Origin of the sequence: Arthrobacter gandavensis (assembly GCF_039528575.1) — a bacterium.
Classification (GTDB): Bacteria; Actinomycetota; Actinomycetes; order Actinomycetales; family Micrococcaceae; genus Arthrobacter_B; species Arthrobacter_B citreus_B.
In genome coordinates, this window is sequence record NZ_BAAALV010000007.1 from 354,183 (window position 1) to 380,547 (window position 26,365).

Here is a 26,365-nt window from a genome sequence, read left to right on the forward strand (position 1 = left end):
TGTTGGCAACCCTTCCATTGTGGTGGACACGTCAGTTAATAGCCACTAACCTGATTTGGGTTAGCGGGCATTAACCAGAGCCGGGTCTCCGGCGGGCAGTGCCAAAAGACGCTCAACCTAAGGAAGTCGATGGAGACCCTTGCCACAGCGCTGGACCCGGCATCTGCGCAGTATGCCGCCAACGAGGCCGCCCAGCGGGTGCTTGCCGGTGAGCTGCGCAAATGCCTCGCCGAAACCGCCCAGGGCGGGCCTGCCCGTTCCAGAGAGCGGCACACCTCGCGCGGCAAGCTGCTTCCGCGGGAAAGGATCGAGGCGCTGCTCGATGACGGCAGCCCGTTCCTGGAGATCGCACCCCTGGCAGCGAACGGCATGTACAAAGACGAATGCCCGGCAGCGGGACTTATCGCCGGAATAGGACTGGTCCACGGACGGCACGTGATGGTGCTGTCCAACGACGCGACGGTCAAGGGCGGAACCTACTACCCGATGACGGTGAAGAAGCACCTTCGGGCCCAGGAAATCGCACTGGAGAACAGGCTTCCGTGCATCTACCTGGTGGATTCCGGCGGCGCTTTCCTGCCGCTGCAGGACGAGGTTTTTCCCGACCGGGATCACTTCGGCCGGATCTTCTACAACCAGGCACGGATGTCCGCCGCGAAGATCCCGCAAATCGCCGCCGTCCTGGGCTCCTGCACCGCCGGAGGCGCCTACGTGCCGGCCATGAGCGACGAAACCGTGATCGTGCGCAACCAGGGCACCATCTTCCTGGGTGGCCCGCCGCTGGTGAAAGCTGCCATCGGGGAAGTGGTGACTGCGGAGGAGCTGGGCGGCGGAGAACTGCACTCCCGCACCTCCGGGGTCACCGACCATCTGGCCGAAAACGATGCCCACGCGCTTCAAATCGTCCGGGACATCGCGGAGACGTTCCCTGAACCCCTGCGTGCCTGGGAACCCGCGCAGGCCGTGGAGCCGGAGGCAGATCCGGAAGAGCTCTACGCCGCGGTCCCGGCAGACCTGCAGACCCCCTATGACGTGCGGGAAGTCATTGCCCGGATCACCGACGGCAGTAAATTCCACGAATTCAAGAAGGAATACGGCACCACCCTGGTTACGGGATTCGCCCGGCTGCACGGACACCGCGTGGGCATCGTGGCAAACAACGGGGTGCTGTTCAGCGAATCCGCTCAGAAGGGTGCCCACTTCATTGAACTGTGCGACCAGCGCGGGATTCCGCTCATCTTCCTGCAGAACATCTCCGGTTTTATGGTCGGCCGCGACTATGAAGCCGGCGGAATAGCCCGGCACGGCGCCAAGATGGTCACGGCGGTGGCGACCTGCCGGGTGCCGAAACTGACCGTGGTGATCGGCGGATCCTTCGGCGCCGGCAACTACTCCATGTGCGGCCGGGCGTACTCGCCGCGGTTCCTGTGGATGTGGCCGGCCGCCCGGATCTCCGTGATGGGCGGAAACCAGGCTGCCGCCGTCCTGGCAACGGTCCGCAGGGACGGGCTCGAAGCCCGCGGTGAACAATGGAGCGCCGAGGAGGAGGAATCCTTTCGCGAACCCATCCGCCAGGACTATGAGGCGCAGGGCAGCCCCTACTACTCGACCGCACGCCTCTGGGACGACGGGATCATCGATCCGCAGGACACCCGCACCGTGCTGGGCCTGGCCCTGGATGTCTGCGCCAACGCACCGCTTCCCGAAACTTCCTTCGGCCTCTTCCGGATGTGAGCACATGACTTTTACGACTGTTCTGGTAGCTAACCGCTCAGAGATTGCCTGCCGGGTGATCCGCACCCTCAAAAAACTGGGACTTCGCAGCGTTGCCGTGTACAGCGACGCCGACGCCGGCGCGCGCCACGTGCGCGAGGCGGATACCGCCGTGCGCCTTGGCCCGACGGATCCGCGCAGCAGCTATCTCAATGCCGAGGCAGTGCTGGCCGCCTGCCTGGCTTCCGGCGCGCAGGCAGTGCATCCCGGCTACGGGTTCCTCAGCGAAAATGCCTCCTTTGCCCGGCTCCTCGCTGAAAACGGCATCGCCTTTATTGGCCCCGGCATCAAGGCGCTGGAACTGATGGGAGACAAGATCCAGTCCAAGAACCATGTGGCCGGTTACGGGGTGCCTGTCATCCCCGGTATCGCCGAACCCGGCCTGGGCGACGGGGAGTTGACTGCTGCGGCAGCCGGTGTGGGCTACCCGCTGCTGATCAAGCCTTCAGCCGGGGGAGGCGGCAAGGGCATGCACGCAGTCTCTGATCCCGCGGAACTGCCCGCCGCGCTCGCCTCGGCCCGGCGGGTGGCAGGAGCGGCATTCGGGGACGACACCCTGTTCCTGGAGCGGCTGGTCTCTGCGCCGCGGCACATTGAAGTGCAGGTCCTGGCCGACACCCATGGGAACGTCATCCACCTGGGTGAGCGTGAATGCTCCCTGCAGCGCCGGCACCAGAAGGTGATCGAGGAAGCTCCCTCGGTACTGCTCGACGCCGCCACCCGCGCACGCATCGGGGCGGCAGCCTGCGAGGCGGCACGGTCCGTGGACTACACGGGCGCGGGAACGGTTGAGTTCCTGGTCTCAGGAGAGGCACCGGATGAGTTCTTTTTCATGGAGATGAACACCCGGCTGCAGGTGGAGCACCCCGTCACCGAGATGGTCACCGGAATCGACCTGGTGGAATGGCAGGTCCGGATCGCCGCCGGAGAGCCGCTGGACTTCTCCCAGGACCAGGTCCGCCTGGAAGGACATGCAATAGAGGCCCGGGTCTACGCCGAGGACCCGGCCGCAGGGTTCCTGCCCACCGCCGGGCGCGTGGAGATGCTGCGCGAAGCTGCCGGTGAGGGGATACGTACCGATTCAGGCATGCTCTCCGGGCAGGACATCTCCTCCAGTTACGACCCGATGCTCGCCAAGGTCATCGCCTGGGGTACTGACCGGCAGCAGGCGCTCCGGCGGCTGGACACGGCCCTGGCCCGGACAGTGATCCTGGGAATTGGAACCAACACCGAGTACCTCCGCCTGCTGCTCGCCGACCCGGCCGTGCAGGCCGGGGACCTGGACACCACGCTGATCGAGCGGCGCCTTCCGGAACTGGCGTTCCAGGAACCCGGAATCCCCGAACTTGCTGTGGCAGCACTGCTCCGGCTCGCGGCGCTGCAGGGCAGGGTTCCCGGCCCGGGCGGTCCCGAAGCCCGGAACCCGCCGCCTGCCTGGGGCCGCGCAGGCGGATGGCGGATCGGCGGAAGACGCCCGCTGGCGGTGACAGTCAAAGCCGCCGGAAGGACCCGCAGCGTCGAGGTGCTGGGAAGCGTCGAAGATGCGCAGCTCCGCATCGACGGACAGCCGGTGGCCAGGGCCGGGATGGACCTGGTCGGAAACGGGCTGCGGCTGGCGCTGGACGGCGTCGTGCATTCGATGCTGTTCGCGTTTTCCCGCGGGCCGGGCGGCACACCGGTGCTTTGGACCAGCCGGGACGGCTTCACCGCGGCGCTGGAACTGCCCAGGCGGCGCGAAACCCTGCGGGCCGCGCTGGCAGCGGCGGGAAGGAGCGAAGGCGCAGCGGACCCCATGCTGCGCTCGCCGATGCCCGGCACCGTAGTCACAGTGGCGGTTGCGAACGGGGACACCGTCGAAGCCGGCCAGGTGCTGCTCGGCGTGGAAGCCATGAAGATGGAGCACCAGCTCACCGCCCCGGTCGCTGGACGCGTTTCGATCACCCTCCGGCCAGGCGACCTGGTCAAGGCCGGCCAGGTACTGGCCACAGTCGTTCGGGTGGAAGATCCCGGAACCCCAACCCAAGGAGCAGGCAATGCCGAGCTTTGAACTCAGTGAAGAACACCAGGTCCTCTCGGACACCGTCCGGGAATTCGCCGAAGAAGTCGTTGCCCCGGTAGCTGCCCAGCACGACGCCGAACATTCCTTCCCCTACAAGGTGGTGGAACAGATGGCGGAGATGGGCCTGTTCGGACTGCCCTTCCCGGAGGAATACGGCGGCATGGGCGGAGACTACTTCGCGCTGGCCCTGGCCCTGGAGCAGCTGGCCCGGGTGGACCAGTCCGTGGCCATCACCCTTGAGGCCGGTGTCTCCCTGGGCGCCATGCCGATCTACCGGTTTGGTACCGAAGAGCAGAAACAGCGGTGGCTGCCGCCCCTCGCCGAGGGAAGCGCGCTCGCAGGGTTCGGGCTGACCGAGAGCGAAGCAGGTTCAGATGCCGGCGGCACCAAGACCACGGCACGTCTCGAGGACGGCCAGTGGGTGATCAACGGCAGCAAGGAATTCATCACCAATTCCGGCACCGACATCACCTCCCTCGTGACGGTGACGGCCGTAACCGGCACGACGGAAAATCCCGACGGCTCACTCCGCAAGCACATCTCCACCATCATCGTTCCCTCCGGGACTCCTGGCTTCACCGTGGAGAAGGCCTACAACAAGGTGGGCTGGAACGCCTCGGACACCCATCCGCTTTCGCTCGCCGACGTCCGGGTGCCGCAGGACAACCTGCTGGGCGCAGAGGGCCGCGGCTTCGCAAACTTCCTGCAGATCCTGGACGAGGGCCGGATTGCGATCGCTGCCCTGGCCACCGGCGCCGCGCAGGGATGCGTGGACGAGGCTCTGCGCTATGCGGGGGAACGGATGGCCTTCGGCACGACCATTGGAAGCAACCAGTCGATTGCCTTCAAGATCGCCCGAATGCAGACCCGTGCCCATAACGCGAGGCTGGCCTACTACGACGCCGCGGCCCGGATGCTGGCCGGGAAACCGTTCAAGGTCCAGGCCGCAATGGCAAAACTCGTGGCCGGTGAAGCCGCGATGGACAACGCCAGGGATGCAACCCAGGTGTTTGGCGGCTACGGTTTCATCAACGAATTCCCGGTGGCGAGGCATTACCGGGACTCGAAGATCCTGGAAATCGGGGAAGGCACTTCCGAAGTCCAGCTCATGCTCATAGCCCGGGAACTTGGACTGTAGGGCCGGAACAGGTTAGTCAACGGCGATTAACGAACGGATACCACGATGATCGACAAGACAGTGGCCACGGCGGAAGAGGCCGTGGCAGACATCCCCAGCGGTGCGTCGCTGGCCGTAGGCGGGTTTGGGCTCTGCGGAATACCGGAGGTCCTCATCTCCGCCCTTCATGCCCAGGGCGCGGACGAACTCGAAACGGTCTCCAACAACTGCGGCGTGGATGACTGGGGGCTGGGCCTGCTGCTGGCCGACCACCGGATCCGCCGCACCGTGAGTTCCTACGTCGGGGAGAACAAGGAATTCGCCCGGCAGTTCCTGGCCGGTGAACTCGAGGTTGTCCTCACCCCGCAGGGAACTCTGGCGGAAAAGCTGCGTGCAGGCGGCGCCGGTATTCCGGCCTTTTACACTGCGGCCGGCGTTGGAACGCAGGTGAGTGAAGGCGGCCTGCCGCAGAAGTACGATGCCGAGGGCGGTGTGGCGCAGGCATCGCAGGCCAAGGAGGTCCGCAGCTTCGGTGGCCGGGAGTATGTGCTGGAGGAATCCCTTACCCCGGACTACGCTCTGGTCCACGCCTGGAAGGGCGACCGGCACGGGAACCTCGTCTTCCATGCCTCTGCCATGAACTTCAATCCGCTCTGCGCTGCGGCAGGAGGGATCACCATCGCCGAGGTGGAGGAGCTCGTGGAGCCGGGGGAGCTTGATCCCGGCGAAGTCCATGTTCCGGGCATCTTTGTCCAGCGGGTGGTGCTGACCGGACCGGGAGAGAAGCGCATCGAGAAGCGGACCGTCGCGGAAGCCAAGTCCGCTGCCGCTGGCGGCGCCGCGGCCAAGGAGGCAATGTAATGGCACTGACCCGGAACGAACTGGCCGCAAGAGTGGCCCAGGAGCTTGAAAACGGCCAGTATGTGAACCTGGGCATCGGCATGCCCACCCTGATCCCGAACTTCATCCCCGAGGGGGTGGAAGTGGTGCTGCACTCGGAGAACGGGATCCTCGGCGTCGGGCCCTACCCGGAGGAAGCAGCCCTGGACCCGGACCTGATCAATGCCGGCAAGGAAACCGTCACGGTGAACAGGGGAGCAGCGTTCTTCGATTCCGCTCAGTCCTTCGGCATGATCCGCGGGGGCCACGTGGACGTGGCGGTCCTCGGTGCCATGGAAGTGGCAGCGAACGGGGACCTGGCCAACTGGATGATTCCCGGAAAGATGGTCAAGGGCATGGGCGGAGCCATGGACCTGGTCTTCGGTGCCAAGCGCGTGATCGTGATGATGGAGCACGTGGACCGCGCCGGCCGGCCGAAGATCGTCCAGGAGTGCTCCCTTCCGCTGACCGGCCGGGGCTGCGTGAACCTGATCGTCACGGACCTGGCAGTGATCGAGGTCGGGCCGGAGGGCCTGGTCCTGCGCGAAACCGCTCCCGGCGTTTCCATCGAGGAGGTGGTGGCCGCCACCGGAGCGCCGCTGGAGGTGGCCCTTGGTGTCTGAGGCAACCGGAGGAACCGCTTCCGGAGAAACCGCTGCGGGCAGGGTGGTGGTGCAGCGCGGACTCTTCTTCGATGAACTCGAGCCGGGAACGGTGTACGCGCACCGGCCCGGCCGCACCCTCACCGAGGCAGACAACGTGCTCTTCAGCACCCTGACCATGAACACCCAGCCGCTCCACCTTGATGCTGCCTACAGTGCCGGCCAGCCCTACGGCCGGCGGCTGGTCAATTCAATGCTGACCCTGGCCGTGATGGTGGGGCAGTCCGTCAGCCAGCTGACCCAGGGAACCCTGGTGGCCCAGCTGGGCCTGACGGACATTGCGTTTCCGCATCCGCTCTTCCATGGAGACACCCTCTATTCCCAGACACGGGTAGCCGCCAAGCGGCTCTCCGGATCCCGGCCGGGGCAGGGGATCATCACGCTGGAGCACACCGGCCACAACCAGGACGGCACCGTCGTGGCCACGTTCACCCGGACTGCCCTGATGTGGACCTCCGGGGGTTTTCCGCCCGCGGGTAACGCCGGGTAACCGGCTGCACCGGCCCGGTACCGCCGGGCTACCGTTGAATCCAGTGACGAACACCTGAGCGGAACTGCTGCTCCCGTTTTCCGGTTCTGCACGACATAATCGAACGCTTTTCATCATGTGCGAACTGAAAACGCACGCTGTGAAAACTCTCTGTTACGCGGAGGTAAATTAACGCTCTTTGCTCCGATCTCGCTAAATGTGGGTATTAGATTCCTACATATCGAGAATTATTGGCAGAGAGGCAGTGCGCAATGCAGATTCCTTTGACTCAGGCATCCCGGGCCGGACTTGAATTCCTGGGTGCTACCCAGTCCTACGCCGGGGGTGTGCTGCAGACCCGTGCTGCCGCCGAATACCGGGAAGCCGAGCCTAATCCGCCTGTGCCGATTATGGAACGCAAGGCGTCCGTGGAGCACCACCTCGCTGACAGTGCGGCCTGGGCCTTCGACCGGTTCCTGACCCGCTGGGTGGCGGAGGAAGCCTACGTCCGGGCACTGCCCGCGGCGGAAACCGCCCGGGACAAGATCATCGGATGGGTCGAATCCCGTACCCCTGCAGGCACCCTCACCCTGAACCCCGGATTCGAAGCGCCGGAGTACTGGGAAAACGGTTTCCACCTGGCACCCGGCGGCTGGGACGGCCACGAGCTGATGGGCCCGGCCATCCACGAACTGGTTTTCGGCTACATCCTGCGCCCCGGCGGCGTCGGTGCCGTCCGGCATGACGAGAACCTCAATGACCAGCGGCACGTCAGCGCGCGCTGCGCACCGCGGGAACGCTACGAACGGATCATCGAGCTGGGCGCCGGCACCGGCAGGTTCACCACGGCCCTGGCCCGCACCTACCCCGAGGCGCGCATCACCGCCGTCGAGCTCTCCGCCAGCTCACTGAAGTACGCCCATGCACTCTCTTCCGATGCCGGGCTGGCCGTGGACTGGTACCAGGCACCGGCGGAAGAAACCCGGCTCGAATCCGGACAGGCGGACCTGGTGACTGCCTACACCCTGATGCATGAGGTTCCCACCGAATCCAACCAGCAGATCCTGCATGAGGCCTTCCGCCTGCTGGCGCCGGGCGGAGACCTGATGATCTGTGAGGTCGCACCGTATGAGGAACACGATGCCTTCCGTGCCGTAATCCTCGACTGGGAAACCGAAAACCGCGGCGAGCCCTACTGGCGCGACGCCCTCACCATGGACCTGCCGGGCATGCTGCGCACCGCCGGCTTCACGGACATCCGGTCCTTCGGGGCCACCGAACGCAAATACCCCTGGATCACCCTGGCCAGCAAACCGCTGGCCTGACCCCGACGACCGACTTCACGACTTCAGCAAAGGACACAAACATGGCCGGTGGAGATGTACCCAACCGCCCCACCTACCTGGGCGAGCGCCGCCTCGACGACGTCGCCCGGATGCTCTTCGAACTCACCAGCGAACTCTGGATCCTCAAGGACCGCGTGCTGGTCCTGGAAGACCAGCTGCATCGCTCCGGCGCACTGGCTGCCGGGGCAGTCGATGCGGCGGTTCCGGACGAGGACCTGGCCGAACGGCTCACGGCCGAACGCCGCCGCCTGGCCGCCAGGGTCTACGGCGCCGTGCTGGACTCCGACGATCGGGTCGCCGCGGCCCTGAGCTAAAGCAGCCAAGGCGCTGCCGCACCACCCCATTTCCTGTCTTTATCCTCCCTATCCTCCCTGCCCTGCCATGCCCTGCCCTGCCCAAAAACCGTCCGTGGGCTCCATGCGGACCTCCCCAACGCGAGAGAGAAGAACCATGAACAAGCCTTGGTCCCGCCGCCTTTATGCCGGAACAGCCCTGAGCCTTGCCGGCGTCCTGGCCGTCAGCGCATGCGGGAATTCAGCATCCTCCGAGCAGGCCGCGGCCGACTCGGTTTCCGTCGGCTCGATCGTCAGCACCAGCGCGATCAACCCGCTGATGTCCTACTACGGCACCTGGCTGCTGGCTGCCTACGAACCGCTGGTCACCGTGGATCCCGCCACCGGCGAGGGACAGCCGAGCCTGGCCGAAAGCTGGGAACTGGCCGAAGATGAACTCACCTGGACCTTCAAGCTGCGCGAAGGCGTCACCTTCCACGACGGCAGTGAGTTCACGGCCGAGGACGTCGTGTTCTCCCTCACGACCATTCAGGAAAAGGGCTACCAGCCCGCGACCTACCTCACCCAGGTCGAATCCGTGACGGCGGTAGGAGACTACGAGGTGCAGATCGTCACCAGCGAACCCACCCCGCTGCTGCTCTCACAGCTGAGCCTGGCCTACATTGCGCCGTCGGACGCCTGGACCGAAGAAGGCTTCAACAGCACCGGGGCCGGCACCGGCCCCTACGAAATCACCGGGTTCGACGCAGGCCAGAGCATTACCCTGACCGCCAACGACGATTACTGGGGCGAAGCACCGGCAACGCCGAACGTCACGCTGCGCACCTTCTCCGACCAGACCTCGCTGCAGTCCGCCTTCGAAGCCGGGGAAGTGGACATTGCCCACCAGCTGGGCCCCAACGCCATTCAGGTCCTGGGCAGCAACTACAACGTCTCCACCGAATGGGGCGGCAGCCTGAACTTCTTCCAGTTCAATGCCGACAAGGGCGCCTTTGCGAACCCTGAGCTGCGCCGCGCAGCGAACCTGGCGGTCGACGCCGAGGCGCTGACCGCGTCCATGACCGCCGGTGCGGGGGAGATCGAGGATGGCCAGCTCGCCCTCGAAGGCGTGGCCGGATACTCGCCGGACATCACGCGCCCGGAGTTCGATCCGGAAGAAGCGAAGAAGATCGTTGAGGCCGAAGGTGCGACCGGCACCGAAATCACCATTACCGGGCAGTCCAGCCAGAACAAGAACCTCTACGAGGCCATGGGCCAGATGCTGGAGGCAGCCGGGTTCAAGGTGAAGCTCAACCTGGTGGAAATCGCAGACTGGGTAGTCCAGGCCCGAGGCACCACCGACGCGGACATCCTCTACCGCGGGCTCTCCTTCAACGGCATCTATGACATTGACCGGGGCTTCACCACCATCTCCCGCATGAACTCCTCCGAGGAGTGGGCCGCCCTCTACGATGCGACCCGCAACGAAATGGACAAGGAAACCCGCGAAGAGCTGCTCATCGAGGCCAGCGAATACGTCAACGAACAGAACCTGGCGCTGTGGACCTTCGCCGCTCCGGCGGTCGGCGCCGTGCAGGACGGCGTCGAGGGCGTGGACTTCTCCACCGGCCTCTCGCTGCACCTCACCGACGTCACCAAGACCAGCTAGCCGGCGCCCGCCCCACACCGCAGAACCCCGTACGGAAGGACACACCCCATGGCAGCTCCCTCAGCCACCCTGACCGCCCAGGAGCAGATCCGCATCGACCAGCGCGGCCGGTCCGAGCTGGCCTTCCTCAGGCAGATGCGGGGGGCCCTGCTGCCGCTCCGCCAGGACGTCCGTGCCGCTCTCGAAGCGGCCGGCGTGCTGGCGGGGGAGTCCGGGGCAGACATCGCGGAACTGCGAAACGCTGCAGTACCCGTCCTGTCGGGTCTTCCGGAACAGCGCGTTGTCGGTTCGGTGCTGCGCTGGTGCCGGGACCAGACCACCCCGCGCGCCGTCGCAGCCTTTGAACGCTCCCGCGCAGACCTCGAACCGCTGGCTTCGGTTCCCGCAGGTTTGGTGGAAGACCTGCTCGGCGAGGACGTGCCTCGCTACTGGGACTACGAGTTCCACGGGACCGCCGGCGGGTGGGACGGCCACGACCACATGGGGTTCATCCACTTTGAACTGGTCTACAAGTACCTGCTGATGGCCGCCTACGGCAACAACATCTTTGCGCTGCGCAAGCAGGTGGCAGAAGCAGCTCCGCGCAGCGGCTACCGGCGCATCCTGGACCTGGGCGCCGGCACCGGCCAATACACCATGATGCTGGCCGAGGCCTACCCCGAGGCGGAGATCACCGCCCTGGATCCCTCCCGCACCTCGCTGAACTACGCCAAGCGCCGCTCGCTGGACGCCGGACTGGCTTGGCGCTGCGTACGCTCGCTGGCGGAAAAGACCGGTCTGCCGGATGCCTCCTTTGACCTGGTCACCTCCTTCATCCTGCTCCACGAGGTTCCCCCGCACATTACCCGCGCCATCCTGGCCGAGTCCTTCCGGCTGCTGGAGCCCGGCGGGGAAATCCACTTCTCCGACGTAACGCCGTACCGGGCCTGCGACCCCTACAAGGCGTGGAACGATGACTGGGACGCAGAGCACGGCAATGAACCGTGGTGGCGCACCGCAGCCACGGCGCAGCTGAGTGAGTGGGCGGAAGCAGCAGGCTTCGTGGACGTCACCGAAGGCGCCCTGACACCGGATGGTGTCTACCCGTGGATCCTCACCGCCCGCAAGCCGCTGGAGACCGCATGAGCACCGCGGCTCCCGCCCTGCCCGCAGCGCAGGCACCCCTGCCGGTGGCCGGGGACGGAAACGGCATTTCCCTGAAGGGCGTCAGTGTCCACCTGCCCACCGCGTCCGGCGAGCTGCAGATCCTGCGCAACGTGGACATTGACGTCCCAGCCGGGAAAATCGTCGCCCTCGCCGGCGAATCCGGTTCAGGGAAGTCGACGGCGATGCTCGCCATGGTCCGGCTGCTTCCCTGGGGCGCACGCGTCGGCGGGGAACTGCGGGTCGGCCCGCACGAAGTCACCGGCATGAGCCCGGCGCAGATGCGGTCTTTCCGTGCCAGCTACGCCCGGGTCATCTTCCAGGATCCATGGAGCGCACTGCACGCCATGCACTCGATCGGCGGGCAGCTCGTTGAATCCGCCCGCTCGGCAGATCCGGCCCTGTCCAAGGCTGCCGCCTGGGAACTGTCCGTGGCCATGCTCGCACGGGTCGGCATCCCCGACCCGGAAGCCAGGATGCGCTCCTACCCGCACCAGGTTTCCGGCGGGCAGCTGCAGCGCATAGTGATCGCCATGGCCCTGGTGGCCCGGCCCCGGGTACTGCTCTGCGACGAACCCACCACCGCCCTGGACGTCACCACCCAGGAGCAGATCCTTGAACTCCTGCGCGAACTCAACCGGGAAATGTGCCTGACCATCGTGATTGCCACCCACGACCTGGACGTCATTGACGGCCTGGCGGATCACTTGGTGGTGATGTACGGCGGAACAGTGATGGAACAGGGGCCCATGAAGGAAGTGATGGGCAACCCGCAGCACCCCTACACCTGGGCGCTGCTGCAGGCCCAGCCCAAACGCCAGGGCGGGGAGCGGCTGCTCACCATCCCCGGACGTCCTCCGGCCCTGGACGATCTTCCTCCCGGCTGCGCCTTCGCACCGCGTTGTGCCTCCGCCGCTCCGGAATGCTCCGCGGCGGTGCCCGGGCTGCTTTCCATCACGGTTCCGGAACACCGCACAGCCTGCGTCCGCGTCCAGCAGGCGCCCCGCGAAGCATCCGTCCAGAAAGGTACCGAATGAACCCGGAAACCGCGCACGGCCCGGAGGCCGTCCTGCAGATCATGTCCCTGGAGCAGCACTTCAAAGGCGCCAGGGGCAGCAAGGTGGTTGCCGTGGACGACGTCTCCCTGTCCGTCCTCCAGGGAGAGACGGTCGGCGTCGTGGGTGAATCCGGCTCCGGCAAGACCACCCTTGGCAGGGCTGCGCTGCGGCTCTACGAACCCACCGCCGGGCGGGTCTATTTTGAAGGCGAGGACGTGACGCGGCTGCGCGGGCGCCGCCTGACCCAGCACCTCCGCCGCCGCTCGGCAATGATCTTCCAGAACGCGGGCACGGCCCTGAACCCCTCCAGGCGGCTGGGCGAGTCACTGGCCGAACCCCTGGAAGTCCACCGCGTCGGCAACGCACGAACCCGTGCCGCCAAGGTGGAAGAAGCGCTGGAAAGCGTGGGAATCGATCCGGCCTGGTCACTGCGCTATCCACGCCAGCTCTCCGGCGGACAGCGCCAGCGGGTAGGAGTCCTGAGAGCTCTGATGCTCGATCCCAGCCTGATCGTGGCCGACGAACCCACGGCCGCCCTGGACGTATCAGTCCAGGCCCAGGTGGTGAACCTGCTCCGCGATATCCAGACCGAACGCGGCATTTCCTACCTGTTCATCAGCCACGATCTGGAGCTGGTGCGCTACATCAGCTCCAAGGTCCTGGTCCTCTATCTGGGCCGGGTTGTCGAATACGGCACAGCGGAGCAGATCTTTGCCGCTCCGCGCCACCCGTATACGGTCTCCCTGATCTCCATGGGACGCGCCCCCGAACACCGCCTGGTGCCCAGGGGAGATATCCCCTCGCCGTCGCAGGTCCCGTCCGGCTGCGCCTTCAGCACCCGCTGCCCGCTGGTCACCGACCTCTGCCGGATTTCACGGCCGGTGCTTACCAACGACGGCACCGGACGCATGGTGGCCTGCCACCGGGCAGGCGAGCTCGCTGTGCCCGGCCAGGAAACCGTGGCCCCGGCCATTCCCCATCCGCTGGCCCACGTACCAGATTTCTCCCTGAACCGCCCTGCCCCGGTTCCGGTCCCCTCAGGAGGTAAGTAATGCCCGGTTTCGCTGTTGAAAATGCCAAGTACCTGGATCCCGCCCAGGACATGGATGCCCTGATGGGCATGATCCTGGAACTGGCCTCCGAGGTTTCCGTGCTGCGCGACCGCCAGGCAGTGACTGAAACACTGCTGGCCGAACTCACCGGACTCCGCCGCGAGGACATTGACACCGCCCTTCCCGGCCCTGAGCTCCAGGACGAACTCGAGCAGGCCGGCAAGGCCTTCACCGGACGGCTGATCGCCGCGGCACGCGGCGCGGGAGGGACGCTGCCGTGAGCGCTGCAACCCTGCCCCGCACGGGTGCCGCTGCGCCCCGGCTCCGCTCCGGAAAAGCCCGCGGCATTGCCCTCTACCTGCTGAAACGGGCCGGACTGCTCGCCTTTGTGCTCTGGGGTGTTGTCTCCTTCCTGTTCGTACTGGCCCGCATGTCCGGAGACCCCGCCGTCCTGTTCTCCGAACCCGACGCCAGCGAGGAACAGATCCAGCTGACCCGGGAGCGTTTCGGCCTGGACAAGCCGCTGCACGAGCAGTACTTCTCTGCCCTCGCCGGTGCACTCCGCCTGGACTTCGGCACCTCCTACACCTTCGGGATCGACGCCGCGGCCCTGGTCGCCGAGCGCATGGCCCTGACCCTGCAGGTGCTGCTCCCGGGCCTGGTGATCGGCGTCTGCGTTGCCTTCGTCGTCGGGATCTATGCGGCGCTGAAGCGTTCCAAGGCGCGCTCGCGGGTGCTGATGTCAGCCGCGTTCCTGCTGGACGGGATTCCCTACTTCTTCCTCGCCCTGCTCCTGGTGCTTGTTTTCTCCCTGACCTGGCGGCTGCTGCCAGCCACCGGCAGCGGAACCCTTGCCCACACGGTGCTTCCGGTTGCCGTGCTGGCACTGAGCTCGGTGGCCACCCTGTCCCGGCTGGTCCGCGGCCAGTTCCTGGACGTGCTGGGGGAGGGGCACATCCAGATGGCACGGTCCAAGGGCATCTCCCCGGCGCGGGTCCTCTTCCGCCATGCCATGCCCACCGCGCTGCCTCCGCTGGTCTCCTTCGTGGGACTGCTGTTCTCGATCTCCTTCGGTTCCCTGGTGGTGCTGGAGCCGATCTTCAACTACGGCGGGCTCGGCGCGCTGCTGGTCCGCAGCGTCACCACCCGTGACTTCCCAGTGGTGCAGGCCGGCGTTTTCGCGATCGCTGCGCTGATCACCGTGATCAACCTGGCCATCGACGCGATTGTGACGCTGATGGATCCCCGACTTCGAACGAAGGTCGCGAAATGACAGTTATGACCCCGCCGCCGGCCGCAGCGGCAGCAGCACCGGTCTCCGCCGAGGGCAAGCCCCGGCCGAAGGCGCCGTCCCGCTTCCGGGAAGTGACCTCCGCCGTGTTTTCCGGCTGGGCTGCACGGATTTCCGGGGCTGCCCTGCTGCTGCTGGCCTGCTGCGCCCTCTTCGCGGATTTCCTGGCCCCGTTCGATCCCCGGGAACAGGACCTGCTGCGCATCAACCTGGCCCCGGCCTGGCTGGGTGGGCCGGCCGAACACCTGCTGGGCACTGATGCACTGGGCCGGGACATTGCCTCGCGCCTGCTCTACGGGCTGCGGCTGTCCCTGGTCATCGGGCTCTCGGCAGCCACCATTGCGGCCTGCCTCGGCCTGCTGCTGGGCGTGCTCGCCGGCTACTACGAAAAGGTGCTTGGCACGGTGCTGCTCCGGCTCGCGGACGTGCAGCTGGCCCTGCCGTTCGCAGCCGTGGGAATCGCGCTCTCCGCCGTCGTTGGATCGGGGGCGGTGATGCTGATCGTCTTCCTGGGCTACTGGGGCTGGACCACGTTCTCCCGCGTCATCGTTTCCACCGTCGCCCAGGTGCGGAGGGTCGACTACGTGACCGCCGCCCGGACCTACGGGGCCTCGGCTCCGCGGATCATGTTCCGCCACGTACTGCCCTCGGTGATCAGTCCGGTGGTGGTGCTGTGGACCAACATGGCCGGCATCCTGACCCTGGCCGAGTCCGGGCTCTCCCTGCTGGGACTGGGCGTGCAGCCTCCGGAGTTCACGCTTGGCTCCATGCTGGCGGACGGGCAGACCGACCTGCGGCTGGCACCCTGGGCGGCCATCGCCCCCGGGGCCGTGCTGATGGTTATCCTCCTGACGTTCAACACGTTCGGCGACTCGCTGCGCGATGCCCTGACTCCGGGCAGCCCGAAGTCCAAGCACGACCCCGAACTCAGCTGAACGCCCGGTCCCACCGCCGAAAAAGGGCACCTGTCCACTCTCCGGAGCGGACAGGTGCCCTTTGCTGCGGCCGGAATCTAGCCGACGACGGCGAGGGCGTCGGTGATCTGCCGCGCGGCGTCGACGATGCGTGCCTGGATCCGTGCCCGGTCAGCGTCCTGGAGCCGGTAAACCGGCCCGGCCGTGCCCAGCGCCAGGACCTCGCCCCCCGGTGCGTGCACGGCTGCCGCGCAGCCCCAGATCTGCGGGTCGATCTCTTCAAAACTCTCGGTGTGCCCCGTCCGCGCCAGCTCGTCCAGGGCTTCGGGGGAGAGCAGGGCACGGTGTGCGTCGGAGGCCACCTGGGCCTGTACGGAGGCAACATAGCGCTCCCGCTCCCCGAGCGGCATGTAGGCCAGCAGGGTGCGCGGAATCGACCCGGAATGCAGGGACATGGCCTGGCCCCGGCGGAACTGGAGCCGCACTGCCTGCTGGGACTCCACCCGCTCCACGCAGTACGCGTAGTCCCCGGCCCGGCGGGCAATCAGCACCGTTTCACCGACCTCGTCCCGCAGCCGTGCCATGACCGGCACGGCGATGTCCACAATGTCCGTCCGGCTCGCCGTGTGCGCCGCCGCAAGGTCAAGGACGCGGGCCGTGACCCGGTAGGCGCTGTCCGTCGCGGATTCAAGGAAACCTTCCTCCCGCAGCAGCCCCACATACCGGTAGGCCGTCGACGTCGTCAGGCCCAGTTCCTGCGCCAGCTCAGCGACCGTCCAGGTTGGCCGGGCGCCGGTAAAGAGGCCCAGCACGCTGATGGTCTTCCGGCCGGTTTCGGCTCCGCTGGTGCCTTTGGCGCGAGTGTTCGGGGTCATCCCTTGTCCTTGTGGGTTGGTTGGAAGAACGCGCAGCCGCAGGATTTTGCGGCCACTGGTGTGCCATCCTATGGGAATTTCAGTCCCAGCAAATGTTAAATGCTTGTTTCGCTTCGGGTTCTGCGTTGACGCGGTCCCTTCCGGCTAACTAGCGTTATTCCCAGTTAATAGGAACCTATTCCCAGAATATGGAAATCATACCTTTGGGCGTAGCTGAGGAAAGGAAGCCCCGTGGCGAATACTCGCTTTGGCACCGCCCAGTTCTTCTCGGGTCCGGATACCGCGGCCAACCTGCAGCTGTGCATCGGCTGGATGCGCCGCGCCGCCGACGCCGGCGTGCAGCTGCTGGTACTGCCGGAAAACGCCAACCGGGTCCGTGACTTCAGCACCCGCGAGGGTGCCTGGGAGCATGCCGAAAACCTCGACGGCGCCTTCGTCACCGGCCTGCGCGCCGCCTGCGCCGAGCTGGGAATCTGGGTCGCCGCAGGCGTGGACCTGCGCGGGGACAACGCCCCCGACGTCTACATCGGCCAGATCCTGATCGACGCGGACGGTGCAGTCGCCAAGGTGCACCGCAAGCACATTTTCTGGGACTACGAATACACGCTCTTTGTTCCCGGCACCGAGCCGGTCACGGCCGTCGACACTGAACTGGGCCGCCTGGGCCTGCTGATGTGCGCCGACGGGATTGTGCCGGAGGTGCCGCGGCTGCTGGCGCTGGACGGCGCGCAGGTGCTGCTGAACTCCCTGAACAGCCGCGGACCGGACGAACACCGCCTGCACGTCCCGCAGCGCGCCATGGAAAACCGTGTCTGGCATGTCTCCTCCAACACGGTGGGCGGGCCGGCGGACGCCTATCCCTGGATGGGCGGATCGCAGATCGTCTCACCGGGGGGAACCGTACTGGCCTCGGCAGGGGAAGCAGCCGAGGAGCTCGTGTGGGCGGACCTTGACCCGGCAGCTGCGGATGACAAGACGGACCCGCAGCGCGGGGACATTTTCGCCGCCCGCCGCCCTGAGCTTTACGAAGATCTGCTCCTCCCGGTGGGAGAAGTTCCGGCAGCGGCCATGTACGGCCCGGCAGGGGACATGCCCTCCAAACTGATCACCGTTGCCCCGCTGCAGGTCTCCTGGTTCCACAACCGGGACTGGACCCTCACCCGGGCGCTGGGACAGATCGCCTTCGCCGGCACCCGCGCCGTGACCCTGGGTGTGCTGCCGGAGCTGTTCTGCTTCCAGCCCGGCGAGGTGGCAGCAGACCCGCAGGCCGCAGCGCAGTTCAGCGCCGCGGCCCTGGAACAGATCCAGGCCGCAGCCCAGCAGGCCCGCCTGTACGTCGCAGTGAACCTGGTGGAAGAAGAAGACGGCGCCTTCTTCAACACCACCTGGCTGGTGGATTCCTCCGGGAACCTGTGCGCGAGCTACCGCAAGACCCATCTGGATGCTTCGGAGACCTGGGCCACGCCGGGCTCGGACCTCACTGTCGCGCACACCGGCATTGGCCGGATCGGCTTTATGACCGGAGGGGAGGTCTGGTACCCCGAAACCGCCCGCGTCCTTACCCTGCGCGGCGCGGAACTGATCGTCCACCCCACCGGCTGGGACCGGCCCGAGGCAGCCAAGGTCGCCGCGGTGCAGCGGACCGAGGAAAACCGGGTCCACCTGGTCTCCGCAGCCCGGCTTGATTCCGCCGGCGAACTGGGCAGCCAGGTGGTTGAATCCGACGAATTCGTTCCAGGCCAGCCAATTGCCCTGATGCGGTACCCCACCGCCTGGACCTGCCGCGGCGGATTCGAGGAGCAGATGAAGGTGGAGCTCGACCTGCGCGGCTCGCATTCCAAGGTCCAGGGGTTCCACCTGGACCCGGTGGCCACCCGGCAGCCCCTTATCTACCAACCCTTCACACGGACCACGGAGGTGGCAGTTCGATGAAAAGCACATTCAGCCCGGACGGACAGGCCGGCACCCACGTGAAGGTCCTGGTGGCGGGCATGGGACCCACCGGCATGGTGGCAGCCCTGGCCCTGGCACAGCGCGGAATCCCGGTGACGGTCCTGGAAGCAGGCGCTGAGCTGGCCGAGGAATCACGGGCCTCCACGTTCCATCCGCCCAGCCTCGAAATGCTGGACGACCTGGGCATCCTGGCCGAGGTCGAGGCACTGGGCCTGCCGGCTCCCCGGTTCCAGTACCGGGACAAGGCCGGTGCCATCCTGGCGGACCTGAAACTGGAAGCACTCTCCGAGGACACCCGCTTCCCCTACCGGCTCCAGTGCGAGCAGAACCGGCTCACCGAAGTCATCCTCGCCAAGCTGGCCGACTACCCGCATGTAAACCTGCGCTTCAGCGCACCGGTCCAGCGTGTTGAAATGGGCACCGCGAACGCCCGGGTTTTCCTCGACGGGGACGGGCGGGAGCCCAGCTACACGGCCGACTGGCTGATCGCCGCCGACGGCGCGCGCTCGCGGATCCGCAAGTCCCTGGGCATCGCGTTCGAAGGACTGACCCTGCCGGAACGGTTCCTGGTCGCCTCCACGACCCACGAACTGGCCCGGGAATTCGATGACCTGGCGCTCGTGGCGTACCTCTCCGACCCCTCAGACTGGGGCGTGCTGCTGCGCACCCCGCGGCACTGGCGCGTGCTGATGCCCATCGACGAAGGCACGTCCGACGCCGAGGCCCTGGACCCCGCAACCATCGAACGCCGCATCCAGAACGTGGCACCGAAGGACGGCGCCTACCCGCTGGACCACGCCAACATCTACGTGGTGCAGCAGCGGGTGGCCGCGACCATGGCCGCCGGGCGGGTACTGCTCGCCGGAGACAGCGCACACGTGAACAACCCATTGGGCGGGATGGGCATGAACAGCGGCATCCATGACGCCGTTGCCGCCGCCAGGACGGTGGCCGCAGCCCTGGACGGCGCAGACGCCGAGCTGGCTGCCAAAGCCTACGACGACGCCCGGCGCAGCACCGCCGTGAACTTCCTGCAGAAGAACACCATCCAGAACTACAAGGAGCTGCAGGAAACGGACACCGCTGCCCGGCACGAACGAACGGTGAAACTCGGGCGCATTGCCGCCGACCGTGAACTTTCCCGCAGCTACCTGCTGAACTCCTCCATGCTCTCGGCAGTCTCCCGTTCCAACGACCTGCTCGAGGGCGGACTGCGGGCCGCCCGCAGCGCTGCGGGACCGGCAGGACGTCGGCTGTGGGCGGCGCTCTCTGCCGGCACAGTGGTGGCTCCCGGGGCCTACGACGCCCTCAGTGCGGCCCTGGTGCGGAATGCCGGGTTCGGTGCCTGCCTCGTTTCCGGTGCGGCAGCGGCAGCTGCGGGGCTGGGCTGCCAGGACCAGGGGTTCGTGGGCCGGACGGACATGCTTGCCCAGCTGGAGCCGGTGGCTGCTGCCTCGGGACTGCCCGTGATAGCTGACGGCGACGGAGGGTACGGCGACGCCCGCCACGCAGCGCACACCACCGCCGCCTATGAACGGGCCGGCGCTGCCGCTATCACCATCGAGGACCAGGTGCAGCCCAAGGCACCTTCCGGCGCTCCGGCAGTGCTCCCGCCGGAGGAAGCCGCAGCGAAGATCGCCGCAGCTGTTGCCGCCCGGCAGGAAATGCTGGTCATTGCCCGCACCGACGCGTACGCCGCCGAAGGCTTCCCCGGCGTCCTGCAGCGCGCCCGTGCCTATGCCGCAGCCGGCGCAGACCTGATCTTCCCCGAGGGACAGCTTTCCCTTCCGGAACTGGCCGCCCTGCACCGGGCCACCGGCAAGCGGCTGGTCCTGAACCGCTCCGAAGCCCGGGAACCTGCCCCCGGTGCCCTCGAAGACCTGTCCGCAGCCGGCGTCGGACTCATCATTTACCCGGTGACGGGACTCCTCGCCGCGGGAAGCGCCCTGCACGCGGCCTACGAGTCGCTGGCAGAACAGGCCTGGCCGGTTTCCACGGAACAGCTCGGCTGGACCTCCCTGAACACGCTGCTTGCCTCCGGTGCCGCCGCCGGAGCCCGGAAGAACTAGACCACCAAAGGAATACGATGCCCTCCTACCTCTCCGAACGCGCCGTCCTGGGCGTGATTGTGCCTTCCACCAACACCGTCGTGGAAGCCGAATACAACCTCATGCGCCCGCCGGGAGTCAGCTTCGCAGCGAGCCGCATCTTCATCAGCCAGCCTGAACTGAGCGACGACGCGTCCTTCGTTGAATTCCTCGAGGACCTTCGCACCCAGACCGGGTACGCCGTCCGCGACGTCCTGACCGCCGAGCCGGACCGCATCGTGATGGGCATGTCCGCGGAAACCTTCTGGGGCGGTGCCGAAGGCGCAGCAGCCTTCGAAGCCGGCATCCGTGAGCAGGCCGGCGGCCTGGAACTCTCCACCGGCGCGGCTGCCTGCGATGCGGCCCTGAAGAAGTTCGGCGCCCGCCGGATCAGCTTCATCACGCCCTACCAGCCCATCGGCGATGAGCAGGTCCGCGCCTACTTCACCGATATGGGCTACGAAGTCCAGAAGGTGCACGGCTTCGCCTGCACTTCCGCCACCAACATCTCCGAAGTCACCCGCGAGCAGATCCGGGAGGCGTTCCTCGCCGTGGACGGCCCGGAGGTGGACGCCCTGGTGCAGGCAGGAACCAACCTGTGCGCCGTGGAAGTAGCCGCAGAACTTGAGCAGGAACTGGGCAAACCGGTAATCGCCATCAACGCAGCCACGATCTGGCACGCCCTGCGTGCCCAGGGAATCGAAGACAAACTGACCGGATTCGGGCGCCTGCTCGAAGAGTTCTAGAAGGAGTTCCACATGGCTTTTCGCCACATTGGCCTGCTGACCCTGCGGCCGGACGCAGATCCGGCCGCAGCCGAAGCAATCCTGGCCGGGCTGGCAGCGCTGCAGGACCTGGTGCCCGGCGTCGAATCCGTCCAGGCCGCACGCGATGCCGGTCTCAAGGACGGCAACGCGGACATCCACTTTGAAGTCGCGTTCGCAGATGAAGCCGCCTGGCGGGCATACCAGTCCCACCCCGCCCACGTGGCACTGGTGCAGGAGCACATTGCCCCGGCCATCACGGCCAAGGCCTTCGTCCAGGTCCGCGGATGACTCCGGCGGCGGTGCCGCGCAGTGGAACGGATTTTGCGTCCGACTTCAGCGCCGCCGGGCTGGACGGCAGCCTGGGACCCGGAGAGCACCCGGCCCTGCTGCTGGTGGATCCGGCCACCGCCTACACGGATAAGGCTTCCCCGCTCTACGCCGGCGTGGAAACCGCCGTCGAGGGCATGCACCGCCTGAAGGCCGCGGCCCGGAAGCACCGGATTCCCGTCTACGTCACCCGGGTTCGGTATTCCGGGCCCGGCGACGGCGGCCTGTTCGCCCGCAAGGTTCCCGCCACCCGCGTCTGGCATGAATCGAGCCCCTGGGGACAGTTCATCCCCGGGCTGGCCCCGGAAACGGGGGAAACCCTGATCACCAAGCAGTACCCCAGTGCGTTCTTCGGCACCCCGCTGGCCTCCCTGCTGTCCGCAGCACGGATTGACACGGTCCTGATCGCCGGCCTCACCACCAGCGGGTGCATCCGGGCGACTGCCCTGGATGCCCTCCAGCACGGGTTCATTCCCATCGTGGCCGAAGACGCAGTGGGAGACCGGCACCCGGATATCCATCGCGCGAACCTGGTGGATATCCAGGCCAAGATCGCCGACGTCCAGACGGTGGCCGGCATCGAAGACTACCTGGCAGCCCGGCCGGCCCCCGGCCCGCACTAGACCCCACAGAACAGGACACCTCCATGAACACCCCAAGCCCCGACTGGAACCTGGAAATGGCAAAGATCCGGCAGCTGCGCGCCGAACGCCCGCGGGTTGGACCCGGGCAGCAGCCGGCCGTCGTCGTCGTCGACTTCCAGAAGGCATTTGTGGAACACGAGGGCTGCGGCCCCTCGGCCGCCGCTGCGCTTGAGGCAACGGCTGAACTGCTAACTGCAGCCCGAGCCGCCGGCGTGCCCGTCATCTACATCAAGATGATCCTCGATGACCTCGAGGACCGGATGCTCGCCCAGCGGGTACGCTCCTCGCTCACCGAACGCTGCCTGCGCGGAAACCCCTGGACCGAAATCTCCGCAGTTGTTGCGCCGGAGCCGGGGGACCACATCGTGGAAAAAACAGTGGCCACCGCGTTCTACAAAACCCGGCTGGATGACCTGCTGGCGCAGCTGGGCACTGACGAACTGATTGTCGCCGGAACCTCCACCAGCGGCTGCGTTCGGGCCACCGTCATGGACGCCGCCTACCGTTCCTACCGGGTGTCGGTCGTCGAAGAGTGCGTGGATGATTTCCGCACCCTCTCCGGTGAAGTCAGCCTCTGGGACATGCAGGACCGCTTCGGCGACGTGGTGGGACTGGCAGAGACCCTGGACCGGCTGGGGTCCCTCGCCGCCGAACGCACCGGAGCGGGAGAACACCAGGCATGAACGAACCCGCGGTTCGCCACGATGAACGCCTGGTCTACGCGCCGCTGCCCGGCCGCCCCCGGGTGACCTGGCCCGGCGGAAAGACGGTAGCCGTTTGGCATGCCCCCAACGTGGAGCACTATGACTACGTGCCGCCGGGCGGGGGAGGAGTGCAGGGGCGGGTGTCCACCCCGGACCTGCAGCACTACACACACCGGGACTACGGCAACCGGGTGGGATTCTGGCGGCTGCTGCGTGCGGTGGACGAATTCCAGATTCCGTCCACCGTGTCCCTGAGCCTGCAGGTCCTCGAGGAGCTTCCCGAAGTGCGCGACGCCATGCTGGAGCGGAACTGGGAAGTGATGAGCCACGGCATCAACAACCTGCGCCCGCTCTACGGGATGGCCCCGGCACAGGAGAACGAGTTCTATGAACTGAACCAGGCACTGGCCCTGGCGTACACGGGCAGGACCATCAAGGGGATGCTCGGGCCCAAGGTCTCCGGCACGGAGAACACCTGCGAGCTGATGGCCGCACACGGGATGACCTACCACGCCGACTGGATCCACGATGAACAGCCCCGGCCGCTCCGAACTGCAAACGGGGACCGCCTGGTCTCCATCCCGTACTCCTTTATGCTCAACGACGTTCCGCTGCTGCACGCCAAGCACTTTTCCGGCGGCTATTTCGCCCGCCTGGCCAAAGCACAGGTCCGCCGCCTGCTCCGCGACGCTGCCGTTGACGGCCAGGGGCGGGTTGCCTGCGTAGCAACCCATCCCTTTGTTGCCGGCCAGCCGCACCTCTACCGGCATGTCCGGGACATCTTCGGGTTCCTGCGCAGCCAGGACGACGTCTGGCTGGCCACAGCCGGCGAAATCACCGACTACTACCTCGAACACCATTACGACGCCCAGCTCGCATACGCCCAGGAACTGGCTGCTGCGGCCGGGCAGCCCACTCTGGCTAGGAGCTGAAACAGTGTCCATCATCGATCATCCGGCCGACGCCGTGCCGTACGCCCCGGACATTCCCCGCACCTACGAGCCCTTCCGCCCGGCCTGGAGCAGCCGGGCGTCACTGACCGTCTCCCTGCTGCTGCACGCCCCGCGCTACGCCGATCCGGTGCCGGCCGGAAGCCACAAGCCGCTCGCAATGCAGGGCGGCGTCGGGCGGGAGACCGGCGAGCCACGTCCGGGCCAGGTGGCCCGCCTGTCCCAGTGGGACTTTGGGCTCACCACCGGAATCTTCCGGCTGCTGGATATCGCTGACCGGTACGGCGTTCCGGCAGCCGTGGCGCTGGACTCCCATGCCGCAGCGCTGCCCGGCCTGGGGCGGGCGCTGGGTGAACGGGCCGGGGAAATCGCGGCCCGGGGAGCTGCCGCCAACATTGTGCTGGACCCCGCCATGGACGCAGCTGCCGAACACGCCTACATCACAGCGTCAGTCGACGCCGTCCAGGCAGCCACCGGACGGCGCATAACCGGCTGGTTCTCACCCGAGCGCACCTCCACCCCGCGCACCACAGCGCTGCTGGCGGCCGAGGGGATTCCCTGGTTCGCGGACTGGACCCTGGATGAGGTGCCCGTTGCCCTATCCGGGGATGCCGCGGGACTGACAGCCCTGCCCTTCAGCCTCGAAACGGAGGACATGTTCGCCCTCTACAGCCGGGGGCTGCCCTTCGAGGACTACGAGCAGCTGCTCGATGACACCGTAAACCAGCTTCTCGAGGACGCCCGCAGCAGCGGACAACGGTTCCTGGGGCTGAGCTGGTTCGGCTGGGTCCTGGGACAGGCCTGCTTCGCCGACGTCGCCGAGTCGTTCCTGGGCCGGCTCGCCGCCCGCCCTGACGTAGTGTTCGCGCTGCCCTCCGACGTGCTCGTCCAGCCAGCCGCCGCAGCCGGCGCCGTCCGGCCGTGACAAGGGCGCCGGCGGCCGAAGTACGCCCCGAGCTCCCGGGCAGGCTCGGCTGGGCACTGGGCTCCGGCACCATCCTGCAGGGCTTCAATTCCTCAATCATCGCCGTGGCGATGGTCTCCATTGGGGTCTTCTACGGCAATGAGTCAGCTCTTCCCTGGCTGGTCTCGGGCATGTACATCGCCTGTGCGGTCGCTTCCCCCACCGCCGGACGGCTGGTTGACCTGTTCGGAGCCAGGCGGCTGTACCTGGCCGGGCTGGGAATCGTGCTGGCCGGCTCGGTGCTTGGTCCGTTCGCGCCCGGCATCGGGGAGCTCATTGCCGTCCGGGTGCTGATGGGAATAGGCGCGTCCATCCACTTCCCGGCCGCCATGGCGATTATCCGGCGCAGTGCCGAAGACAGGGACGCCTCGAACCGCCGCGCCATCGGCACGATCGCCCTGTGCGGGCAGACCATGGCCGCAGTTGGTCCCTCGATTGGAGGTTTCCTGGTAGTCGCCGGCGGCTGGCAGGCCATCTTCTGGGCCAACATTCCGCTGGTTGCCGCTTCTGCACTGATGGTTTTCCGGACCGTGGACCCGGATCCCCGGCCTGCGCCGCGCAGCGCGCGGACGGTGTTGAAACTCCTGGACGTTCCGGGCCTGCTCCTGTTCGTCCTCGCCCTGGTAGCCCTGATGGCGGGACTGCTGGAACTGGACGGTGCACTGTTCACGGCCGCCGCCCTGCTGGCAGCGTCCGCCGCACTCGGGGCGCTGTTTGCCTGGCGTGAGCTGAACACGAAACAGCCGTTCGTGGACGTGCGGCTGCTTGTGAGGGAGCGGGCGGTGCTGCGAACCTGCGGGCGCGCCGTCCTCACCTTCACGGCGTTCTACTGTGTCTTCTACGGCCTGCCGCTCTGGTTCGAAGGAACCCGCGGACTCAGCCCCGCCGAATCCGGGGCGCTTATGATCCCGGTTTTCGGCGTCGGCGTGCTCTCCACCATGGCAGCCACCGCGGCCGGCAAAAAGCTCCGGCCCCGATGGCTGCTGCTGATCGGCGGGGCAGGGTTCCTGCTGGCCGGCACGGTGCTGGCACTGACCTGGACTGCCGGTGCGCCGCTGTGGCTGCTGGCCGCAGTTGGTGCCCTGCTGGGCATCCCGAACGGCTTCAACAACGTGGGAAACCAGTCACTGCTCCACGCCGTGGCTCCGGCGGGGGAAATCGGCGTGGCCAGCGGGCTCTACCGCACAGCCCAGTACGTAGGGGCAGCACTGTCCGTCGTGGTGGTGGAAGCCGTGCTGGCAGTGCCCGGCGGCGGTGCCCCGGCACTGGGGGCTTCGATTGCCGCCGCGGGCCTGGTGCTGGCCGCAGCGAACGCCGTCGGGGCTGTGCGGCGGACCTGAGGTCCGTATCCCGTCCGCGCCGCACCTGCGCTACCGGGCAGGTGCAGCTC

General features: G+C 66.9%; 25 protein-coding genes. 24 read left to right on the plus strand and 1 reads right to left on the minus strand.

What is annotated here, in order from left to right; genetic code table 11:
* The first annotated feature begins 129 nt into the window (after window positions 1-129).
* The 15 genes from ABFX29_RS15105 (at window position 130) to ABFX29_RS15175 (ending at window position 15,725) form a co-directional block, all read left to right on the plus strand.
* Complete coding sequence (locus ABFX29_RS15105; RefSeq protein WP_152228528.1) at window positions 130-1,734, plus strand: carboxyl transferase domain-containing protein; 1,605 nt, start codon at window positions 130-132, stop codon at window positions 1,732-1,734.
* 4 nt (window positions 1,735-1,738) lie between these two features.
* Window positions 1,739-3,820, plus strand: coding sequence for an acetyl/propionyl/methylcrotonyl-CoA carboxylase subunit alpha (locus tag ABFX29_RS15110; protein ID WP_152228527.1), 2,082 nt, complete (start codon window positions 1,739-1,741; stop codon window positions 3,818-3,820).
* Entirely contained in the window at window positions 3,807-4,970 is a 1,164-nt protein-coding gene (locus tag ABFX29_RS15115; protein ID WP_152228526.1) for an acyl-CoA dehydrogenase family protein, read from the plus strand. Before ABFX29_RS15110 ends, ABFX29_RS15115 begins: the two co-directional genes overlap by 14 nt.
* A 45-nt stretch (window positions 4,971-5,015) precedes the next feature.
* Entirely contained in the window at window positions 5,016-5,810 is a 795-nt protein-coding gene (locus ABFX29_RS15120) for a CoA transferase subunit A (RefSeq protein ID WP_152228525.1), read from the plus strand.
* Window positions 5,810-6,451 (plus strand): CoA transferase subunit B, encoded by a 642-nt coding sequence (locus ABFX29_RS15125; RefSeq protein WP_152228524.1) that lies wholly within the window; start codon window positions 5,810-5,812, stop codon window positions 6,449-6,451. The genes ABFX29_RS15120 and ABFX29_RS15125 overlap by 1 nt, the downstream gene beginning before the upstream one ends.
* Entirely contained in the window at window positions 6,444-6,980 is a 537-nt protein-coding gene (locus ABFX29_RS15130) for a MaoC family dehydratase (protein WP_152228523.1), read from the plus strand. The genes ABFX29_RS15125 and ABFX29_RS15130 overlap by 8 nt, the downstream gene beginning before the upstream one ends.
* Window positions 6,981-7,231: 251 nt before the next feature.
* Window positions 7,232-8,284, plus strand: coding sequence for a class I SAM-dependent methyltransferase (locus ABFX29_RS15135; protein WP_152228522.1), 1,053 nt, complete (start codon window positions 7,232-7,234; stop codon window positions 8,282-8,284).
* Window positions 8,285-8,325: 41 nt separating this feature from the next.
* Entirely contained in the window at window positions 8,326-8,619 is a 294-nt protein-coding gene (locus ABFX29_RS15140) for a hypothetical protein (protein ID WP_152228521.1), read from the plus strand.
* A 136-nt stretch (window positions 8,620-8,755) separates the two neighbouring features.
* Window positions 8,756-10,246: an ABC transporter substrate-binding protein gene (locus tag ABFX29_RS15145; protein ID WP_170287767.1), complete on the plus strand. Its 1,491-nt coding sequence runs from the start codon at window positions 8,756-8,758 to the stop codon at window positions 10,244-10,246.
* A 48-nt stretch (window positions 10,247-10,294) separates the two neighbouring features.
* On the plus strand, window positions 10,295-11,371 hold the full coding sequence (locus tag ABFX29_RS15150; RefSeq protein WP_152228519.1) for a class I SAM-dependent methyltransferase: 1,077 nt from the start codon (window positions 10,295-10,297) through the stop codon (window positions 11,369-11,371).
* Window positions 11,368-12,426 carry an ABC transporter ATP-binding protein gene (locus tag ABFX29_RS15155; protein ID WP_152228518.1) on the plus strand — a complete coding sequence of 353 codons (1,059 nt, stop codon included), beginning with the start codon at window positions 11,368-11,370 and terminating at the stop codon, window positions 12,424-12,426. Before ABFX29_RS15150 ends, ABFX29_RS15155 begins: the two co-directional genes overlap by 4 nt.
* Window positions 12,423-13,499 (plus strand): ABC transporter ATP-binding protein, encoded by a 1,077-nt coding sequence (locus tag ABFX29_RS15160; RefSeq protein ID WP_152228517.1) that lies wholly within the window; start codon window positions 12,423-12,425, stop codon window positions 13,497-13,499. Before ABFX29_RS15155 ends, ABFX29_RS15160 begins: the two co-directional genes overlap by 4 nt.
* The gene (locus ABFX29_RS15165) at window positions 13,499-13,780 is read left to right on the plus strand and encodes a hypothetical protein (protein ID WP_152228516.1); all 282 of its coding nucleotides are present in this window, start codon (window positions 13,499-13,501) and stop codon (window positions 13,778-13,780) included. The genes ABFX29_RS15160 and ABFX29_RS15165 overlap by 1 nt, the downstream gene beginning before the upstream one ends.
* A complete protein-coding gene (locus ABFX29_RS15170; protein WP_152228515.1) occupies window positions 13,777-14,772 on the plus strand; it encodes an ABC transporter permease in 996 nt (331 codons plus the stop codon). The genes ABFX29_RS15165 and ABFX29_RS15170 overlap by 4 nt, the downstream gene beginning before the upstream one ends.
* Complete coding sequence (locus tag ABFX29_RS15175; protein ID WP_152228514.1) at window positions 14,769-15,725, plus strand: ABC transporter permease; 957 nt, start codon at window positions 14,769-14,771, stop codon at window positions 15,723-15,725. The genes ABFX29_RS15170 and ABFX29_RS15175 overlap by 4 nt, the downstream gene beginning before the upstream one ends.
* A 77-nt stretch (window positions 15,726-15,802) precedes the next feature.
* Here the strand turns inward: ABFX29_RS15175 and ABFX29_RS15180 are convergent, their stop codons facing one another.
* Window positions 15,803-16,579 carry an IclR family transcriptional regulator gene (locus tag ABFX29_RS15180; protein ID WP_152228513.1) on the minus strand — a complete coding sequence of 259 codons (777 nt, stop codon included), beginning with the start codon at window positions 16,577-16,579 and terminating at the stop codon, window positions 15,803-15,805.
* 231 nt (window positions 16,580-16,810) lie between these two features.
* Here ABFX29_RS15180 and ABFX29_RS15185 point away from each other — a divergent pair, with 231 nt between their 5' ends.
* The 9 genes from ABFX29_RS15185 to ABFX29_RS15225 are packed head-to-tail and all read left to right on the plus strand — an operon-like array spanning window position 16,811 to window position 26,315.
* Window positions 16,811-18,511, plus strand: a complete 1,701-nt coding sequence (locus ABFX29_RS15185) for a carbon-nitrogen hydrolase family protein (RefSeq protein ID WP_152228512.1) — start codon at window positions 16,811-16,813, stop codon at window positions 18,509-18,511.
* Window positions 18,508-20,601, plus strand: a complete 2,094-nt coding sequence (locus ABFX29_RS15190) for an FAD-dependent monooxygenase (RefSeq protein WP_152228511.1) — start codon at window positions 18,508-18,510, stop codon at window positions 20,599-20,601. The genes ABFX29_RS15185 and ABFX29_RS15190 overlap by 4 nt, the downstream gene beginning before the upstream one ends.
* A 17-nt stretch (window positions 20,602-20,618) precedes the next feature.
* A complete protein-coding gene (locus ABFX29_RS15195; protein WP_152228510.1) occupies window positions 20,619-21,365 on the plus strand; it encodes a maleate cis-trans isomerase family protein in 747 nt (248 codons plus the stop codon).
* A 12-nt stretch (window positions 21,366-21,377) separates the two neighbouring features.
* On the plus strand, window positions 21,378-21,674 hold the full coding sequence (locus ABFX29_RS15200; RefSeq protein WP_152228509.1) for a Dabb family protein: 297 nt from the start codon (window positions 21,378-21,380) through the stop codon (window positions 21,672-21,674).
* Window positions 21,671-22,336: an isochorismatase family protein gene (locus tag ABFX29_RS15205; RefSeq protein ID WP_152228508.1), complete on the plus strand. Its 666-nt coding sequence runs from the start codon at window positions 21,671-21,673 to the stop codon at window positions 22,334-22,336. Before ABFX29_RS15200 ends, ABFX29_RS15205 begins: the two co-directional genes overlap by 4 nt.
* 23 nt (window positions 22,337-22,359) lie before the next feature.
* Complete coding sequence (locus tag ABFX29_RS15210; RefSeq protein ID WP_152228507.1) at window positions 22,360-23,040, plus strand: isochorismatase family protein; 681 nt, start codon at window positions 22,360-22,362, stop codon at window positions 23,038-23,040.
* Complete coding sequence (locus ABFX29_RS15215) at window positions 23,037-23,993, plus strand: polysaccharide deacetylase family protein (protein ID WP_152228506.1); 957 nt, start codon at window positions 23,037-23,039, stop codon at window positions 23,991-23,993. Before ABFX29_RS15210 ends, ABFX29_RS15215 begins: the two co-directional genes overlap by 4 nt.
* A 4-nt stretch (window positions 23,994-23,997) precedes the next feature.
* Window positions 23,998-24,936: a polysaccharide deacetylase family protein gene (locus ABFX29_RS15220; protein ID WP_152228505.1), complete on the plus strand. Its 939-nt coding sequence runs from the start codon at window positions 23,998-24,000 to the stop codon at window positions 24,934-24,936.
* On the plus strand, window positions 24,933-26,315 hold the full coding sequence (locus ABFX29_RS15225) for an MFS transporter (RefSeq protein ID WP_152228504.1): 1,383 nt from the start codon (window positions 24,933-24,935) through the stop codon (window positions 26,313-26,315). Before ABFX29_RS15220 ends, ABFX29_RS15225 begins: the two co-directional genes overlap by 4 nt.
* Window positions 26,316-26,365 lie beyond the last annotated feature (50 nt).

Bases quoted from the DNA above. Each gene is read 5' to 3' on its own strand.
- ABFX29_RS15125 (WP_152228524.1), top strand. From the start codon at position 5,810: ATGGCACTGACCCGGAACGAACTGGCCGCAAGAGTGGCCCAGGAGCTT.
- ABFX29_RS15115 (WP_152228526.1), top strand. From the start codon at position 3,807: ATGCCGAGCTTTGAACTCAGTGAAGAACACCAGGTCCTCTCGGACACC.
- ABFX29_RS15135 (WP_152228522.1), top strand. From the start codon at position 7,232: ATGCAGATTCCTTTGACTCAGGCATCCCGGGCCGGACTTGAATTCCTG.
- ABFX29_RS15145 (WP_170287767.1), top strand. From the start codon at position 8,756: ATGAACAAGCCTTGGTCCCGCCGCCTTTATGCCGGAACAGCCCTGAGC.
- ABFX29_RS15165 (WP_152228516.1), top strand. From the start codon at position 13,499: ATGCCCGGTTTCGCTGTTGAAAATGCCAAGTACCTGGATCCCGCCCAG.
- ABFX29_RS15190 (WP_152228511.1), top strand. From the start codon at position 18,508: ATGAAAAGCACATTCAGCCCGGACGGACAGGCCGGCACCCACGTGAAG.
- ABFX29_RS15120 (WP_152228525.1), top strand. From the start codon at position 5,016: ATGATCGACAAGACAGTGGCCACGGCGGAAGAGGCCGTGGCAGACATC.
- ABFX29_RS15200 (WP_152228509.1), top strand. From the start codon at position 21,378: ATGGCTTTTCGCCACATTGGCCTGCTGACCCTGCGGCCGGACGCAGAT.
- ABFX29_RS15110 (WP_152228527.1), top strand. From the start codon at position 1,739: ATGACTTTTACGACTGTTCTGGTAGCTAACCGCTCAGAGATTGCCTGC.
- ABFX29_RS15175 (WP_152228514.1), top strand. From the start codon at position 14,769: ATGACAGTTATGACCCCGCCGCCGGCCGCAGCGGCAGCAGCACCGGTC.
- ABFX29_RS15195 (WP_152228510.1), top strand. From the start codon at position 20,619: ATGCCCTCCTACCTCTCCGAACGCGCCGTCCTGGGCGTGATTGTGCCT.
- ABFX29_RS15210 (WP_152228507.1), top strand. From the start codon at position 22,360: ATGAACACCCCAAGCCCCGACTGGAACCTGGAAATGGCAAAGATCCGG.
- ABFX29_RS15150 (WP_152228519.1), top strand. From the start codon at position 10,295: ATGGCAGCTCCCTCAGCCACCCTGACCGCCCAGGAGCAGATCCGCATC.
- ABFX29_RS15160 (WP_152228517.1), top strand. From the start codon at position 12,423: ATGAACCCGGAAACCGCGCACGGCCCGGAGGCCGTCCTGCAGATCATG.
- ABFX29_RS15155 (WP_152228518.1), top strand. From the start codon at position 11,368: ATGAGCACCGCGGCTCCCGCCCTGCCCGCAGCGCAGGCACCCCTGCCG.
- ABFX29_RS15205 (WP_152228508.1), top strand. From the start codon at position 21,671: ATGACTCCGGCGGCGGTGCCGCGCAGTGGAACGGATTTTGCGTCCGAC.
- ABFX29_RS15140 (WP_152228521.1), top strand. From the start codon at position 8,326: ATGGCCGGTGGAGATGTACCCAACCGCCCCACCTACCTGGGCGAGCGC.
- ABFX29_RS15180 (WP_152228513.1), bottom strand. From the start codon at position 16,579: ATGACCCCGAACACTCGCGCCAAAGGCACCAGCGGAGCCGAAACCGGC.
- ABFX29_RS15105 (WP_152228528.1), top strand. From the start codon at position 130: ATGGAGACCCTTGCCACAGCGCTGGACCCGGCATCTGCGCAGTATGCC.
- ABFX29_RS15215 (WP_152228506.1), top strand. From the start codon at position 23,037: ATGAACGAACCCGCGGTTCGCCACGATGAACGCCTGGTCTACGCGCCG.